Annotated in this window: 15 protein-coding genes; 7 read left to right on the top strand and 8 right to left on the bottom strand. The window is 65.5% G+C overall.

Annotated features, from left to right (window positions below; translation table 11 throughout):
* Positions 1–40 precede the first annotated feature (40 nt).
* Complete coding sequence (locus J2S32_RS06840) at positions 41–946, top strand: DMT family transporter (protein ID WP_253519037.1); 906 nt, start codon at positions 41–43, stop codon at positions 944–946.
* A 3-nt stretch (positions 947–949) separates the two neighbouring features.
* On the opposite strand, the gene J2S32_RS06835 is transcribed toward J2S32_RS06840, so the two are convergent.
* The 6 genes from J2S32_RS06835 to J2S32_RS06810 form a co-directional block, all read right to left on the bottom strand.
* Positions 950–2,266, bottom strand: a complete 1,317-nt coding sequence (locus J2S32_RS06835) for a DUF2254 domain-containing protein (protein WP_253519035.1) — start codon at positions 2,264–2,266, stop codon at positions 950–952.
* 58 nt (positions 2,267–2,324) lie between these two features.
* Positions 2,325–4,442, bottom strand: a complete 2,118-nt coding sequence (locus tag J2S32_RS06830; RefSeq protein WP_253519032.1) for a prolyl oligopeptidase family serine peptidase — start codon at positions 4,440–4,442, stop codon at positions 2,325–2,327.
* Between the two features lie 24 nt (positions 4,443–4,466).
* A complete protein-coding gene (gene nadA, locus J2S32_RS06825; protein ID WP_253519027.1) occupies positions 4,467–5,453 on the bottom strand; it encodes a quinolinate synthase NadA in 987 nt (328 codons plus the stop codon).
* A gap of 65 nt (positions 5,454–5,518) precedes the next feature.
* Positions 5,519–6,295, bottom strand: coding sequence for a hypothetical protein (locus J2S32_RS06820; RefSeq protein WP_253519024.1), 777 nt, complete (start codon positions 6,293–6,295; stop codon positions 5,519–5,521).
* Positions 6,296–6,365: 70 nt separating this feature from the next.
* On the bottom strand, positions 6,366–7,055 hold the full coding sequence (locus tag J2S32_RS06815; RefSeq protein WP_253519021.1) for a DUF4230 domain-containing protein: 690 nt from the start codon (positions 7,053–7,055) through the stop codon (positions 6,366–6,368).
* Complete coding sequence (locus J2S32_RS06810) at positions 7,040–7,912, bottom strand: MBL fold metallo-hydrolase (RefSeq protein ID WP_253519018.1); 873 nt, start codon at positions 7,910–7,912, stop codon at positions 7,040–7,042. Before J2S32_RS06810 ends, J2S32_RS06815 begins: the two co-directional genes overlap by 16 nt.
* Before the next feature lie 62 nt (positions 7,913–7,974).
* Here J2S32_RS06810 and J2S32_RS06805 point away from each other — a divergent pair, with 62 nt between their 5' ends.
* Positions 7,975–9,438 carry a glycerol kinase gene (locus J2S32_RS06805; RefSeq protein WP_253523004.1) on the top strand — a complete coding sequence of 488 codons (1,464 nt, stop codon included), beginning with the start codon at positions 7,975–7,977 and terminating at the stop codon, positions 9,436–9,438.
* On the opposite strand, the gene J2S32_RS06800 is transcribed toward J2S32_RS06805, so the two are convergent.
* Both J2S32_RS06800 and J2S32_RS06795 read right to left on the bottom strand, forming a co-directional pair.
* Positions 9,439–9,894, bottom strand: a complete 456-nt coding sequence (locus J2S32_RS06800; protein ID WP_253519015.1) for a DUF1465 family protein — start codon at positions 9,892–9,894, stop codon at positions 9,439–9,441. It abuts the gene before it with no gap.
* A 91-nt stretch (positions 9,895–9,985) separates the two neighbouring features.
* Positions 9,986–10,195, bottom strand: a complete 210-nt coding sequence (locus tag J2S32_RS06795; RefSeq protein ID WP_253523001.1) for a YdcH family protein — start codon at positions 10,193–10,195, stop codon at positions 9,986–9,988.
* 165 nt (positions 10,196–10,360) lie between these two features.
* Between J2S32_RS06795 and J2S32_RS06790 the strand changes: the two genes are divergently transcribed.
* From J2S32_RS06790 to tilS, 5 genes are all read left to right on the top strand, one after another.
* A complete protein-coding gene (locus J2S32_RS06790; protein WP_253519010.1) occupies positions 10,361–10,516 on the top strand; it encodes a YdcH family protein in 156 nt (51 codons plus the stop codon).
* A gap of 70 nt (positions 10,517–10,586) precedes the next feature.
* Entirely contained in the window at positions 10,587–12,857 is a 2,271-nt protein-coding gene (gene ptsP, locus J2S32_RS06785; protein WP_253519007.1) for a phosphoenolpyruvate--protein phosphotransferase, read from the top strand.
* A 140-nt stretch (positions 12,858–12,997) separates the two neighbouring features.
* Positions 12,998–13,825, top strand: a complete 828-nt coding sequence (locus tag J2S32_RS06780) for a helix-turn-helix domain-containing protein (RefSeq protein WP_253519003.1) — start codon at positions 12,998–13,000, stop codon at positions 13,823–13,825.
* Between the two features lie 104 nt (positions 13,826–13,929).
* Entirely contained in the window at positions 13,930–14,841 is a 912-nt protein-coding gene (locus tag J2S32_RS06775) for a tetratricopeptide repeat protein (RefSeq protein ID WP_253518998.1), read from the top strand.
* Positions 14,837–15,781: a tRNA lysidine(34) synthetase TilS gene (gene tilS, locus J2S32_RS06770; RefSeq protein WP_367398990.1), complete on the top strand. Its 945-nt coding sequence runs from the start codon at positions 14,837–14,839 to the stop codon at positions 15,779–15,781. The genes J2S32_RS06775 and tilS overlap by 5 nt, the downstream gene beginning before the upstream one ends.

Here is a 15,781-nt window from a genome sequence, read left to right as displayed (position 1 = left end):
TTTTGCTAGCGCGTGTTGGCCATTGAGCTAGGGGCGGGTCATGGGCAGCGCAACCGCCACACCTGACAAGAATGGCTTTCAGGCGAGTGCATGGCACTTCGCCGCGCTGGTCGCGGGAAACATCGCGCTGGCGCTGGGTCCATGGCTCGTCCGGCTGTCCGACACCGGCCCCGTCTCCGCCGGTTTCTGGCGGCTTCTGCTGCCGCTCCCGGTGCTGGCGCTGCTTGCCTGGCGCGGCCGTTCGCCGGGACCGATCGACGGTCGGCTGGTGCTGCTGTGCCTGCTCGCCGGCGCGTTTTTCGCAGTCGACCTCGCCAGCTGGCATGTCGGGATCGAGCGGACCCGGCTCGCGAATGCCACGCTGTTCGGCAATTCGGGCAGCGTGATCCTGATGGCCTGGGGCATCATCGCGGCGCGGCGTGCGCCGTCGGGGCAGGAAGGGGTGGGCGTGCTCGCGGCGCTGCTCGGCGCGGGCATATTGCTGGGCCGCAGCCTCGAGATTTCCGCGACCACCTTCGTGGGCGACCTGTTCTGCCTCGCAGCGGGTATCTTCTATGCCTTCTACCTGCTTCCCGCCCAGCGGGCACGGGCCGCACTGGGGCCGTGGGCAGTGCTGCTGCTGGTCAGCCTCATCGCCGCGCCGCTGCTGCTCGCCATCGCGCTGGCTGCGGGCGAACCGGTGTGGCCGGGTGACGCGGGGTGGACGCCGGTACTGGTGCTCGCGCTCAGCAGCCAGCTTGTCGGGCAGGGCTTGCTGGTCTTCTCGCTGCGCCATTTCCCGCCGCTTATCATCGGGATGGCGCTGCTGACCCAGCCCGCCATTGCCGCCACGGTCGGCTGGCTGGCATTCGGCGAATTGCTGGCGCCGCTGGATGTCGTCGGGATGGTGCTGGTCGGTACCGCGCTGGTGCTGGCGCGCGCGGGGCGGCCGGGCCGGGTTCGCTAGCCCCTACCAGAAGACCTTGTTGAACCGTGCGACGTGACGCTCGAACCGGTCGAGGTCCGGGCCGACAAGCACCAGCCGCGTCTGCCGCGCGAGCTTGTCGGCCTGGTCCTTGAGCAGCGTCTGGCGGCGCTCGTCGCGGATCGGCACCGCGGCATTGGCAAGCGTATCGAGCATGACTTCCGCTGCGGTGGGCGAACTCGCTACCCCGCTGCGGATCGCGCCGAATCCGCGGCTTACGTAGTGGGCGAAATCGTCGGGCAGCGGGATCACCGGACAATCGTCGCAATCCTCGCCGCAGATATCCTTGCGCAAGTCCCGCCGTCCGATCTCTGCGGTCGCGGCACCCAGCCAATGGAGCGCGGTGATCGCGGTGAAGGGATCGTTGATCCCGGGGGACAGCGCGCGCAGCCCGATCTCGACCAGTTCGTCGATCAGGAATTGGGGATCCTGTTCGGGTGTCCGGGTGGAGCCGAGTGTGAAACAGCCGCGGATGCGTTCATCGATGGTCGCGGGATCGCAGCCATCGACATCCAGGAACGGCATGTCGCGATGGACGAAGTCGCCCGTGCGCACGCGCAGTGAGATGGTGCAGCCGCAATCGCGCGCGATCTTCACCAATTCGTCGAAGTCCACCAGCTGGACATAGCCCGTGCCGCGTGCGGTCAAGGGTTTGCCGCCCTTGGGTTCGACTGCTTCGTAGAACTCGTCTTCGACCGGATAGGTCTCGCGGACCGCCTCGAGCAGCCGTTCCCCGATACCTTTGAGCACCTTGTTGATGCGGATGCTCGACGGGATGTGGTTGAGGAAGAACACCAGCACCGCGACGCACAGGCCCATCAGGACATAGGCGACCAGCAGCGACAATTGCGGGGTAAAGCCGGGCAGGGCGGTGGCGGTGGCATCGGCCAGCGCGGCGGGGGTTTCATCTTCGGCCCGCACCGCGCGCAGCACGATCAGCGCATAGACGAAGCTGCCGATGAAGGTCGCCAGGCTCAGCTGGTTGCCGCGATCCTCCATGAAATTGGTCAGCAGCCGCGGACCGTAATTGCCGCTGGCATAGGCGACCGCGGCGATGGTGATCGAAAACACGGTCGAGGCGACGCCGATCATGCTCCCCGCCATCACGGTCAGCATGTCCGCCGCCCCCTTGGGGCGCGCGGGCACGATCCAGTCGACTTCGTTGAGGAATTCGGCCAGCCCCGCACGGTCGAGCCAGACCATGATGAACGCCAGCGCGCCCGCCATGATCGAGAACAGCGCCGGATAAAACCAGTAATTCGCGTTCAGTCGTGCCCAGAAAAAGCGTATGTCGGCGGTCACGCGCCCATCCCCTGCCAGTTGCGGTCAGGGGATGAACGCGCGAAGCCCATCTCCGTGCCTAGTCCGCTCCGCTACCGATCTCGCGATTGAGATAGGCGAGCAGCAATGCGGCGCGCTTCGCGTCTTCTTCATGGTCCGATCCGACCGAATGTCCGCCCTCGCGATACTCGTGATAATAGAAGGTCTGGCCCCAGGCTTCGTGCTTGGCCGCCGCCTTGCGCGCGTGGCCGGGATGCACACGGTCGTCGAGCGTCGAGAGATAGTAGAACGCCGCGGGGACGTCGGGCGTATCGCGCATGTTCTGGTAGGGCGACCATTCGCGCATGAAGGCCCAGTCTGCCGGTACGTCGGGATTGCCATATTCGGCCATCCACGATGCGCCCGCGAGCAGCTTGTTGTAGCGCTTCATGTCGATCAGCGGACTGCCCGAAATGATCCCGCCGTATAGATCGGGGCGCTGGTTCGCTACCGCGCCGACCAGCACGCCGCCGTTCGAGCGGCCCGAAGCGGCGATACGGCCCGGGGTAGCCAGCCGGTTGGCGACGAGATCGTCGGCCACCGCATGGAAATCGTCGAAGCTGTTCTGGCGTTTTTCGCGCAGCGCGTCTTCGTGCCAGCGCGGCCCGTATTCACCGCCGCCACGGATATTGGCGAGGACATAGGCATTGCCGCTTTCGACCCAGAACAGGCCAAGCGGACCGCTGCGATAGGGTTCGGCGGTAAGGTATTTGGGCGTCTGCGCCGCGCGGAACCCGCCATAGGCGTGAATAAGCGTGGGCAGCGGACCTTCGGCATCTTTCGGACGAACGAGGTAATAGGGCACCTTGGTACCGTCTTTCGAAATGGCGAACTTCTGCTCAACGCTGAACTTGCTCGCATCGAACTGTGCCGGCTCGCTGGCGATCGCGACGGGCGATCCGTCGCTGGGCACGGCATAGAGCGTCGGCGGGGTCAGCATGCTTTCCACGGTGACGAAAGCGGTGTCGCCCGTACCGGTGGTCTCGGCAATCTGGATGGTGCTGTTGGCGGGCAAGTCCATGGCCCGTGCGGACCATCCATCCGAACCCGGCGTAAGCTCGATCAGCTTGCCCGACACATCGTCGAGCACCTTGACCCACAGCTTGTTTTCCGACGCCGCGACCTGTTCGACCGCCTGCGTTTCGCTCGGACGCAAGACCGCAAAGGGCTGCGGATCGCCCCCGTCGAGCACGTCGTCGAGCGACCAGGCGAGCAGTGCGCCGGGCTGTTCGGTGCCCGCAGATGTTTCCATCGGGGAATTGAGCTTGCCGATCACAAAGCCGCCAAGCACCGCTTCGAACTCGGCATCCTCGGGCATTGGCAGCGCGACGGTGTCGCCGCTGTCGGTCACCAGCGCATATTCGCTGGTCCAGAAGCTGGGGCCGCGGCGCACGAAACGATAGCGGGTCTCGCCGTCGAGCACCGAGAAGCCGCTCATGCTGATATCGGTCTGTTCGCCCTCGGCAATCAGCCGGGCTTGCGCAAAATCGGTTCCGCGCTCCCACAGTTTGACGAGACGCGGATAGCCCGAATCGGTCAATGATCCGTCGCCTTCGTCGGTGCCGACGAACAGCGTGTTCTCGTCATACCAGGCGACATTCGACTTGGCTTCGGGAAGCGTGAACCCGCCTTCGACAAAGGCGCCGGTCGCGATGTCGAACTCGCGGACCACGTCGGCATCGGTTCCGCCCGGGCTAAGCGAGACCAGGCAGCGGGTGTATTCGGGCGCAAGGCAGTTGGCGCCGTGCCATACCCAGCTCTGGCCCTCGTCCTCACCCAGCTGGTCGACATCGATGAGTGTGCGCCATTCGGGGGCGCCCGCCAGATAGCTCTCGAGCGTCGCGGTGCGCCACAACCCGCGCGGATTGTCCGCATCGCGCCACAGGTTCGTGACCTGATCGCCCATGATCGCATCGGGCATCGCGATCTGCCGCGTATCGTCGAGGATCTGCCTGGCCCAGGCCTTGGCCAGCGGATATTCCGCCTGCGCGGTCAGCACCGCCTCGGTATCGGCATTCCACTGGTCGACCTTGGCCAGCGCGCGTTCGCCCTGGATTTCCTCGAGCCAGATATGCGAATCCTCCGCATCGCCCTCCTGCGCTGCGATCGGTGCGGCGGTGAAAACGAGCGCGGCGGCCAGCGCCAGACGTGCGACCATCAATTCTCTCCCTGAAATAGTATCCTATACGCGGCCCAGATCGCCCTTGCCGATCGTGCCGCTGGCCATTTCGAGCATGCGGTCGAGGCTCTGCTTGGCCTTGAGGCGCAGGCCTTCCTCGATCTCGATCCGCGGTTCGAGATCGCGCAGGCAGGCGTAGAGCTTCTCCATCGTATTGAGCGCCATGTAGGGGCAGATGTTGCAGCTGCAGTTGCCGTCGGCGCCGGGCGCGCCGATGAAGGTCTTGTTGGGCAGCGCCTTTTCCATCTGGTGCATGATGTGCGGCTCGGTCGCCACGATCAGCGTGTCGCCCTCGAAGGTTTCCGCGAACTGCAGGATGCCGCTGGTCGAACCGACGTAATCGGCATGATCGACGATGGTCGGCGGGCATTCGGGGTGCGCGGCGACCGGCGCATCGGGATGCTGCGCCTTGAGCTTCAGAAGCTCGGTCTCGCTGAAGGCCTCGTGGACGATGCACACGCCCGGCCACAGCAGCATCTCGCGGTTGAACTTGCGGCTCATATAGCCACCCAGATGCCGGTCGGGGCCGAAGATGATCTTCTGGTCCTCGGGAATCTGGCTGATGATCGTTTCCGCGCTGGAGCTGGTGACGATCACGTCGCTGAGCGCCTTAACCTCGGTCGAGCAATTGATGTAGGTCAGCGCGATATGGTCGGGATGCGCTTCGCGGAAGGCCCTGAACTTGTCCGGCGGGCAGCTGTCCTCGAGGCTGCAGCCCGCGTCCATGTCGGGCAGCACCACGATCTTTTCGGGGCTGAGGATCTTGGCCGTATCAGCCATGAACTTCACGCCGCAGAAGGCGATGACATCGGCATCGGTTTCGGCGGCCTTCTTGCTCAATTCCAGACTGTCGCCGACGAAATCGGCAAGGTCCTGGATATCGGCGGTCTGGTAGTAATGCGCGAGAATGATCGCGTTCTTCTCCTTGCGGAGGCGATTGATCTCGGCGAGCAGGTCCTGGCCGGTGGGCAGGTCGGTCTGTGCGGTCATGTGGGGTCCCGTCTGCTGCGTTTGGGGCGCTTATAGACTGAACGGCCCGGAAGGCGAGGGCGTTCCTACATTGTGAAGCCGGGCGGCAGAAACGCCTCCATCGGACGCAGTTCGCCCGGCGTGTCCGCGATGACGCTGCGGGTAATCGCCATGCCCGCTTCCGAATGGGCGAGCAGCAACGACAGGACGAACACGGCGGCGTAGATGCCGAGGCCCCACAGATAGGCGGGATGCACGCGTCCGTTGGCGCGCTTGTCGGCGATCATGCCGATCACGGGAAACACCATCGTAGCCAGCGTGGTGATCGTCCAGGCATGCGGGATCATCAGCGGCAGGGGCAGGATCCGGCCGAGACCGGGTCCGGTCAGGATCGCCATGGCGCACAGCATCAAGCGCCTGTGCCAACCGGTGTAGCGCCGCCGGCGCAGCGCCCAGAAGGCGAGCCCGCCGAAGCACCACAGCAGCATCATGTTGCTCCACAGGAACTCGCTCACGTGGAAAAAGAACGGCCCGCCGGTGCGCCGCGCAACCACCACCATCAGCACGCTGCCGAAGACCAGCATCAGCGGGATCCAGAGATAGGCGATCCGGCCCAAACCGGCATGCCATGCCCATTGCCCGCGCAGCGCGGTGACGTGCTGCATCAGATAGATCCCGATCCAGCCCATGAAGACCGCGGCATGCAGGTGATAGGCGGCAGGGACCGCGAAACTGGACCGGCCCATCGCCAGCTGGAGGGTGAAGCCGCCCACGATCACCAGCGCCATGACCAAAGCCATGACAAAGAAAAACCGCGTCTGTTCGCGCGGCGCTGCAACCTGCGGCGGATGAATGGTCGCCATGATCCCGTATCTCCTCCAAAAACGCGACCTGGCTATTTTTGGAGGAAGCTACCCGGCGGTTCGGGAGGCGTCAATTTCCGGGAGGGGCTTCCCCGTCGAACCGGACTGCGACCGTCACATCGCCATAGCCGGCGATCTGTAACGGAATGGCGAGGTTCTGCCGTACCGCATCCTTTGCGGCCTGCCGTGCCAGTGCGAGCACTTCGGGGTTCTTGGCGAAGGCAGCGGCCTTGCGTTCGGCCTGCTGCGAATTGTTGCGTGCAAGGTCGGCGCTCGCATCGCGGCTGACATAGGTGCCTTCGGTGAAGGTTTTCTGCGCCGCCTCGTCGAGATTGGGCCGCGAGATGCGCAGCGCCGGCAGCACCACCGAAAGGGTTTCGCTTTCCGCGTCCCAGGCGAACCGGTCGCGGTCCATGGTCGACAGGTCGAGGCGGTATTCGACCGTCGCTGGAATGATCGCCGCCTGCCGGCTTTCGAGCAGGTCGATATTCAGCACGCCGCGCCGGTCGACGCTCTCGGCAACAACCTCGAAGCGGCTGGAAAAGACGGTCAGCGAATTCTGCTTCTCGAACGCCAGCATCGCGCTGCCCACCGGGTCGCCTTCTTCCTCGTAGAAGAAGGCCCGCCAGCCGAGCCAGGCGACTGCCGCAAGCAGAACGATGACGATCAGCCACGGCACCGCCTGGACGCGCGCCAGCGGGCGCTCCTCGCCCAGTTCAGGCGCGATGGTCTGTTCGGCGGTTTTCAGATCGTCTGCCATGTATTGCCCGAACGGGCGACAAGGCCGCGCTGTTCCAGATCGATCAGATGCGCGGTTACCGACATTTCGGCCGCCTTGTGCAGTTTGGGGTCGAGGCCCTTGTACATCTTGCCGACGAAATCGGGGGCTTCGTGCGGGCCGTCACCCAACAGGCGGACGATCTGGTTCTCGCGCTGGCGGCGGTGCCCGATCATCCCGCGCACGAGCTGACGCGGCTTGTCGACTGCCTCGCCATGCGCGGGGTAGAAGACCCGATCCTCGCGCCCATAAAGCCGCTCGAGGCTCTTCATATAGTCGCCCATGTCGCCATCGGGCGGGATCACGACGCTGGTCGACCAGCCCATGATATGGTCGCCGGTGAACAGCGCGCCGCTTTCCTCCAGCGCGAAGCACAGGTGGTTCGACACGTGTCCGGGCGTGGCAACCGCGGTCAGCGTCCAGCCGGGGCCGGTCATCTGTTCGCCATCTTCCATGACCCTGTCGGGTTCATAGGTGCGGTCGAAGGAGGCATCGGCGCGCGGGCCGCTGTCGTCGAGCACCAGCGGGGCACAGCCGACGATCGGCGCACCGGTGCGCGCGGCGAGCGTCCTGGCTGCGGGCGAATGGTCGCGGTGCGTATGCGTGCACATGATCGCGCAGACGTGCTCCTCGCCGATCGCGGCATCGAGCGCGAGCAAGTGCTCGGTCTCGTCCGGGCCGGGATCGATCACTGCGCAGCCATCGCCGATACCGACGATGTAAGATTGCGTCCCGGTGTAGGTATAAGGCGAGGGGTTCGGCGCCAGCACGCGCCGCACCAGCGGCTCGAGTTGCATCGCCTTGCCGGTCGGCCACGGTTTGGGAGGAGGTCCAGCCATGCCCTTGCATATGGGGACTAGGCTGCGCCATGTCACGTCTCGCCGCTTGCATGGGAGACAGCATGGCCGATTGCATCCTCGTCCTCGACGCCGGGACCACCTCCACACGGGCCATGATGTTCGCCGCCGACGGCACGATGGAAGCGGTCGCGCAGCAGGCGCTGACGCAGCATTATCCCAGGCCCGGCTGGGTCGAGCACGATGCCGCCGAGATCTGGGACAAGACGCTCGCCTGCGCGCGCGAAGTGACCGGAGACGATGTCGGCAGGATCGCCGCCATCGGCATCACCAACCAGCGCGAGACGGTGGTTGCCTGGGACCGCGAGACCGGCGAGCCGCTGGCACGTGCGATCGTGTGGCAGGACCGGCGGACCGCGGGCTTCTGCGCGGGCATGAAGCAATATGGCCATGAACCGGAAGTGCAGCGGCGCACCGGCCTGCTGCTCGATCCCTATTTCTCGGGCACGAAGATGCGCTGGATGCTCGACCATGACGAGGGTGTCCGGTCGGCTGCGCAAACCGGCACGCTGGCCCTCGGCACGGTCGAGAGCTGGCTGGTCTACAAACTGTCGGGCGGCGCGCATTTGAGCGATGCGAGCAATGCCAGCCGCACGCTGCTGCTCCCGCTCGACGGGGCGCAGTTCGACGAGGATCTGTGCGAACTGTTCGGCGTGCCGCGCGCCGCCTTGCCCGAAGTGGTCGACACGCATGGGCAGCTGGCGACCTGCGCTGCGCAGTGGCTGGGCGCGGCGGTTCCGATCTGCGGGCTGGCGGGCGATCAGCAGTCGGCGACGATCGGGCAGGGGTGCCTTGGTTTCGGCGAAACCAAGGCGACCTACGGCACCGGGGCCTTCGTGCTGACCAATATGGGGCAGGACATCCCGCGCTCGGAGCATCGGTTGCTCGGCACGGTGCTCTATCAGCAGGACGGTGTGCGAACCTACGCGATCGAGGGTTCATGCTTCGTCGCGGGCAGCCTTATCCAGTATTTGCGCGACCAGCTTGGCCTGATCGGCAGCGCTGCCGAGACCGAGGATCTGGCGCGCTCGATCGAGGATAGCGGCGAGGTGGTGATCGTGCCCGCACTCGCCGGGCTGGGTGCGCCGCATTGGAACCCCGATGCGCGCGGGGTCATTTCGGGCCTCAGCTTTGCCAGCGGGCGCGCGCAGATTGCGCGTGCGGCGCTCGAGGCGATGGCACACCAGACGCATGATCTGGCAAGCGCCTTCGCCGCGGACGGGGCCCCCTGGTGCCGCCTGCATATCGACGGCGGGATGAGCGCCAACGACTGGATGGCGCAGGACTTGGCCGATATTCTCGCTCTCGAAGTCGAACGGCCCGATTTCGTCGAGACGACCGCGCTCGGCGCCGCCATCCTCGCTGCTGTGGGATGCGGGATGCAGGTTAGTCTCGAAAAGGCCGCGCAGGCCATGCGCGGCGGCGGAAAAACGTTCAATCCGCAGATGACCGGGGACGTGCGCGAAGCCCGCCTGGCACGTTACGCGCGGGCACTGACCGCCGCCTGATCAGCCGGTGGCAAAGGCCTGCGCAATCCGCCCTTGCAGCGAGGCAACCGGCGTGGCTGCCACGACTTGCGAGCGCCGGTGGCGATCGAGCCGTGCCACGCGCGCATGCAACCGCTCGCTGTCCTCGATCAGCGCGCGGGTGCTCGGTTCGAGCCGGGCAAGATTGTCGGCATCGGCTTCGCGTTCCTCGGGCAGGGTGCCGCAGCGCTCAAGCTGCTGCTCGGACAGCTCGCCCGCCATATAGGCACGCTGGTTGAGCAACCACGCGAGCACATGCATCAACCGGGTGGTCGCGCGCAGCCCCTCGATCGACAGCGCTACGCGCGTCAGGTCGTCGGGATCGGCGCTGGTATCGTCACAGCGCAGGTCGAAAGCCGCGCGCGCATCATCGGCGAGCATAAGCGCTGCGCTGTAGAGATCTTCGATGATCTCTTCGTTGATATCGCGGGCCGACATGCGCTTTTCTTACGCATTTCGCGTCATTCCTTCCAGCGGATTAACCACGGCGCCGCTCACAAGACAGCGGGTGCGGCGCAAGCTACGGGAATCAGGCGATAATATCGGGCAGCAGCACATCCTCGATCGCGGCGATCCGATCCTTGAGCACGAGCTTGCGCTTTTTCAGCCGGGCCATCTGCAACTGGTCGGTAAAGCCCCGCTGCTCGCCCGCGTGAGTCAGTGCCGCGATCGCGACATCGAGATCGCGATGCTCGCTGCGGAGCAGCGCGAGCCTCTTGCGCAGTTCCTGTTCGTTCACGCCGACCTTTCCGGACAATCGCCCCTCGCGACCGCTTTGTCGCATGCCCACAACAAGGCTCTTTGTAAATTGGCAATCCTGTGGTTTGTTACCTGGTCTGCGGCTCGTTCCGCGCAAGCGTACGAGTCGCTCCTGGGGTCAAACAACCGTCAAGGAGACAACCCGATGCAATCATCCCATGTCGACGCGCTCAAAGCCAAGCACGCCGGTCTCGAGGTCCGCCTGCACGAGGAACAGATCCGACCGGCACCCGACATCGCGATGATCCAGCAGATCAAGAAGCAGAAACTCCGGATCAAGGAAGAGATCGCTTCCTGCTGACAATGGCAAACGGGGGGCGGGGCCACGTGCCCCGCTTCCGCCCGACCAGTTATTTGCTATAGGCTGAGGCATGTCCGCAGTTGCTTCCGCCCGCCAGATACTTACGCGCCTGCACGAGGTCATGGCCGGGCGTACCCATGCACAGCACAAACTCGACCGCGTGGTCGAGATCATCGCCGAGAGCCTGTCGAGCGAGGTCTGCTCGATCTACCTGCTGCGCGAAGGCGCGCTGGAGCTGTATGCGACGCAGGGCCTCAATGCCGAAGCGGTCCACGTCACGCGGCTGGCCGTGGGCGAGGGCCTTACCGGGACCATCGCCAACAATATCGAAACGCTCAACCTGGCCGAGGCCAAGGCCCACCCCGACTTCGCCTATCGCCCCGAGACGGGGGAGGAAAAGTTCCACTCCTTTGCCGGTGTGCCGATCGTCTACCGCGAACGCGCTGTGGGCGTATTGTGCGTCCAGCATGTCGATCCGCGCCGCTACGAGGAAATCGAGATCGAGGCGTTGCAGACCACCGCCATGGTCCTGTCGGAACTGATCGCGCACAAGGAACTGGTCGATGGCGAAGGGCCGATCGACCTCGAGGTTACGCATGTCGAGAACGATGTGCTCGAGGGACTGGCACTGGTGAAAGGCCTTGCGGCAGGCCACGCGGTTTTCCACCAGCCGCGGATCGAGATCGATCAGGTCGTGGCCGAGGATATCGAAGCCGAGCGCCAGCGCGTCTATCGCGCCTTCGACAAGATGCGCGACCAGATCGACGCGCTCGGCAAGGAAGCGGAATTCGGCAAGGGCGGCGAGCATGTCGAAGTGCTCGAGACCTACAAGATGTTCGCCTATGACGAAGGCTGGAGCCGCCGGATCAACGAGGCGATCGACAGCGGGCTGACCGCCGAGGCGGCGATCGAACGCGTCCAGCAGCGCACCCGCATGCGCATGCGCGAGATCGACGATGCGCTGCTGCAGGACCGGATGCACGATCTGGAGGACCTCTCCAATCGCCTGCTGCGGATCGTGTCTGGCCAGCTTGGCACGGCGGCGACGCAGGGGCTGCGGCGTGACACGATTCTGTTCGCGCGCAATCTCGGTCCGGCCGAACTGCTCGAATACGACCGGCGCCGGCTCAAGGGTGTGGTGCTGGAGGAAGGCTCGCTCACCGCGCATGTCGTGATCGTGGCGCGCGCCATGGGCGTTCCGGTACTGGGCCGCGTCACAGGTATCCGGACGCGGGTGGCCGAAGGCGACGAGGTGATCCTCGATGCCGACAGGGCGCGGGTCACTCTGCGCCCCAACCAGCAGGTGCTCGAGGCATTCGAGACCCGCTTCGCCAGGACGCGCGAAAAACAGGCTGCCTACGCCGAACTGCGCGATGTCGAGCCCTTCACCCGCGATGGGACGCGCATCACCGTGATGATGAATGCGGGCCTGCGCGACGACATGAGCGCGCTGGCGATGAGCGGCGCGGACGGCGTCGGGCTGTTTCGCACCGAATTCCAGTTCCTCGTGTCCTCCACCCTCCCGCAGCGCGACCGCCAGATGCGGCTCTATCGCGATGTGCTCGACGCGGCGGGCGACAAGCCGGTTATCTTCCGCACGGTCGATATCGGCGGCGACAAGGTGGTCCCCTATCTCGCCAATGCCGTGGCCGAGCGGGAAGAGAATCCGGCGATGGGCTGGCGCGCGCTGCGGCTCTCGCTCGAACGCGAAGGGCTGCTCAAGGCCCAGGCGCGGGCGCTGCTTGAAGCCGCGGCGGGCCGCACGCTTTCGGTGATGTTCCCGATGGTCAGCGAGCCATGGGAGTTCGATGCCGGGAAGAAAGTGTTCGACGAACAGCTCGCCTTCCTGCGCGACCGGCGCAAGCTGGTGCCCGAAACGATCGAATATGGCTGCATGCTCGAAGTGCCGGCCTTGGCCGACATGCTCGACGTATTGGCGCCCAAGCTGTCTTTCATCTCGGTCGGGACCAACGATCTCACGCAGTTCCTGTTTGCAGCCGATCGCGCCAACCCCAAGCTAGCGGAGCGCTACGACTGGCTCAGCCCGGCTATCCTGCGCTTCCTAGCACGCGTTTCGCAGACGCTGGTCGGGCAGAATGTCCGGCTTGGCGTCTGCGGCGAAATGGGCGGGCGGCGGCTCGAAGCGCTGGCGCTGCTCGGGATCGGCTATCGGCGGTTGTCGATCACGCCCGCCGCGGTGGGCCCGATCAAGGAACTGGTGCGCAAGGTCGATCTGGCCGAACTGACCGAGCATATGACGCGCCTGCTGGCTTCCCCGCCCGAAGACATGCGCGCCGAGTTGCACAAATGGGCGAGCGAACGCGATATCGATCTCGACTGATTTCGTCGCGAAACCGCCTCTTCTCGTCCATAGATACCAACTGTGTTATGATGCATGCTTGACAGGCGTACCGCGGGTTCGCTTTTCCTGCGTCAAGACCACATGCGGGAAAACCGCAGGATCGCATTATCGGGGATCGCATGAGCGACGAAGAAATTCTTGAACAGGAACCGGTTGTACCAGCCGGCACCGTCGGCGCGCGGCTCAAGCAGGCGCGCGAGGACGCGGGGATGGAGCTGACGCAGGTCGCGGCAGAGACTCGCATACCGCAGCGCCATTTGCTGACTATCGAGAACGGTCGGCTCGCCGATCTCCCCGCACGAACCTATGCGGTCGGTTTCTCGCGCACCTATGCCCGGCTGGTTGGGCTCGATGAACGCGAGATCGTGGAACAGGCCCGCCTGGAGCTGGCCGATGGCGAAGATGCCGGCGATGCGCCCGCCAAGTTCGAGCCCGGCGATCCGGCGCGCGTCCCGGGGCGCGGACTGGCGTGGTTCGCGCTGTTCGCAGCCGTGCTGCTGCTGGGCGGGATCTACGCCTTCTACAGCAGCTATTTTGCCCCCGGCATGGGGCCTGCGCCGCTGCAGGACCCGAAGGCCGAGGTTGCGGACACGGCCGCGAACGGCGATGCACCCGCGCAGGCAGCGGCCCCCGCGGCTGCGGGTCCGGTGGTCTTCACCAGCGAGATGGATGGTACCTGGGTCAAGTTTTACGACGCCAATGGCGAGCGTCTGTACGAGGCGCAGATGGCCGAGGGTGACAGCTTCACCGTGCCCGCCGATGCCGAAGGGCCGCAGGTCTGGACCGGTCGGCCCTATGCGCTGGCGATCACCGTGGGCGGCCGTTCGGTCCCCAAGCTGTCCGAAGTAGACGAGGTCATCAAGGACGCGCCGATCACCGCCGAAGCCCTGCTGGCGCGCGCCGAACGACCGGCAACTCCCGCCTCTCCTGCCGCCGACGGCGGTTAATTTTCCCCTTCCGAAGGGGGGATAAGCGCGTTTCATGGCCTCGACAGATTCGCGGGGCTAGGGCAATTTCCGCCGCCTACGGACATCCCACCAGGAGCCTCCCGATGACTTTCGGATCGATTACCCGCAACCTGTCGTTTCTCGGGGCGGGTTTTGCCTTGCTGGCGACTGCGACGCCGGCGCTGCCGCAGGACGGCAATGACGAAGCGCGCATGCGCCGGCTCGAAGCCGAGGTGCGGGCGCTGCAGCGCAAGGTCTTCCCCGGCGGTGACGGGCGCTTTTTCGAACCCCAGATCTCGGCGCAGCCGACTGTTTCCTCGACCGCGCCGAGCACGTCGACCACGGCGGTGACCGACATTCTGACGCGGCTCGACGCGCTCGAAGCGCAACTCCAGCGCCAGACTGCGCTGAACGAGGAAAACGCCAATGCGATCCGCCTGCTGAGCGAGCGGATGGATACGCTCGAAGGTGGTAGGGGATCGACCACGGTCGCGGCGCCGACGCCCACTGCCACGCCTGCCGCGAGTACGGGCGCAACGCGCAATGTTGCCGCGACGGCGACGCCCGCTGGGCCGAGCGAGGAACGTGTCGCCGCAGTGCAGGCGATTGCCAAACCGCAGACCGACGATGCGGCGGACGACGAATATTCCTATGGCTTCCGCCTGTGGGATGCGGGCTTCTTCCCCGAAGCGCAGCAGCAATTGACGCTGTTCGTCGAGCAGAATCCCGATCACTGGCGCACGACCTATGGCCGCAACCTGCTCGGCCGGGCCTATCTGGATGACGGCAAGGCCAAGGAAGCGGCGCCGTGGTTCCTCAAAAACTACCAGGAAGACAAGACCGGCGCGCGCGCGGGTGACAGCCTCCTGTATCTTGCCGAGACCATGATCGCGCTCGATGACACGCGGCGTGCCTGCATCGCGCTGGCCGAATTCTCCGAAACCTATCCCGCGCTCGCCGCGGGCCGCTTGCAGAGCCAGTACGAGGCCAATCGCGGCAAGGTGACGTGCAATTGACGGGGATATCGCTCCCGCGCTGCTAGCGCGCTTCGAAGCGGCTTTTGACCGCTTCCAGCTGAACGGAAAGCTGGGCCTCGCGGTATCGGGCGGGCCCGACAGCATGGCGCTGTTGGCATTGGCGCATGACCTGCTCGGCGATGCGATCGAGGTCGCGACGGTCGACCATGGCCTGCGCGCCGAGGCAGCCGAGGAATGCGCGCTGGTCGCGCGGGTCTGCTCGGACCGGGGCATCCCGTGCCGTTTGCTCAATGTCAGCGTGGATGAGGGCAATGTGCAGGACCGCGCGCGTGCGGCGCGCTATGCGGCACTGGGCAAATGGGCGCAGGCGCGCGAACTGGCCGCGATCGCCACGGCGCACCATACCGACGACCAGGCCGAAACGCTGCTGATGCGCCTCAACCGCGGAAGCGGGTTGGCGGGGCTTGCAGGCATCCGCTCGTCGACGATGATCGCGGGCTGCGCGGTTCCCGTGCTTCGCCCGCTGCTCGCGTTCCGCAAGCAGGAGCTACGCGATCTCGTCGAGCGTCTGGGAACTCCATTTGCCGAGGACCCGAGCAACCGCGACCAAAGCTACGATCGGGTGCGTATCCGGCGTGCGCTGGAGGCAGCCGACTGGATCGACCCCATGGCGCTGGCCCGTTCCGCGTCGCATTTGGAGGAGGCGGAACAGGCGCTAGAGATAGTCGCGGACCAATTGTGGGACGATGCGGCTGTGATCGGCGATGCACGCGTTGCGGTGCCGGTCGGCCCCACGCGCGATACCTCCGCGCGGCTGGTCGCACGTGCCATTGCCATTCTTGGCGGCGAGATTTCGCACGGCGAGGTCGCCGCATTCCTGAAAGCGGCGGATCGGCGCGGCAATATCGCGGGTGTGCTGGTCGAACGGCGCGGCGATAGATTTATCTGTACGCCCGAACCGCCGCGTCGCAGCGGCTGA

The organism is Qipengyuania citrea, assembly GCF_024171405.1.
Classification (GTDB): Bacteria; Pseudomonadota; Alphaproteobacteria; order Sphingomonadales; family Sphingomonadaceae; genus Qipengyuania; species Qipengyuania profunda.
Note: the sequence above shows the minus strand (reverse complement) of the source record. Positions and strands in the feature narration are given on the sequence as shown.

Coding starts and splice junctions, on each gene's coding strand:
- ptsP (WP_253519007.1), top strand. CDS start 10,587: ATGTCCGCAGTTGCTTCCGCCCGCCAGATACTTACGCGCCTGCACGAG.
- J2S32_RS06790 (WP_253519010.1), top strand. CDS start 10,361: ATGCAATCATCCCATGTCGACGCGCTCAAAGCCAAGCACGCCGGTCTC.
- J2S32_RS06840 (WP_253519037.1), top strand. CDS start 41: ATGGGCAGCGCAACCGCCACACCTGACAAGAATGGCTTTCAGGCGAGT.
- J2S32_RS06805 (WP_253523004.1), top strand. CDS start 7,975: ATGGCCGATTGCATCCTCGTCCTCGACGCCGGGACCACCTCCACACGG.
- J2S32_RS06800 (WP_253519015.1), bottom strand. CDS start 9,894: ATGTCGGCCCGCGATATCAACGAAGAGATCATCGAAGATCTCTACAGC.
- J2S32_RS06815 (WP_253519021.1), bottom strand. CDS start 7,055: ATGGCAGACGATCTGAAAACCGCCGAACAGACCATCGCGCCTGAACTG.
- J2S32_RS06830 (WP_253519032.1), bottom strand. CDS start 4,442: ATGGTCGCACGTCTGGCGCTGGCCGCCGCGCTCGTTTTCACCGCCGCA.
- J2S32_RS06820 (WP_253519024.1), bottom strand. CDS start 6,295: ATGGCGACCATTCATCCGCCGCAGGTTGCAGCGCCGCGCGAACAGACG.
- J2S32_RS06810 (WP_253519018.1), bottom strand. CDS start 7,912: ATGGCTGGACCTCCTCCCAAACCGTGGCCGACCGGCAAGGCGATGCAA.
- J2S32_RS06775 (WP_253518998.1), top strand. CDS start 13,930: ATGACTTTCGGATCGATTACCCGCAACCTGTCGTTTCTCGGGGCGGGT.
- nadA (WP_253519027.1), bottom strand. CDS start 5,453: ATGACCGCACAGACCGACCTGCCCACCGGCCAGGACCTGCTCGCCGAG.
- J2S32_RS06780 (WP_253519003.1), top strand. CDS start 12,998: ATGAGCGACGAAGAAATTCTTGAACAGGAACCGGTTGTACCAGCCGGC.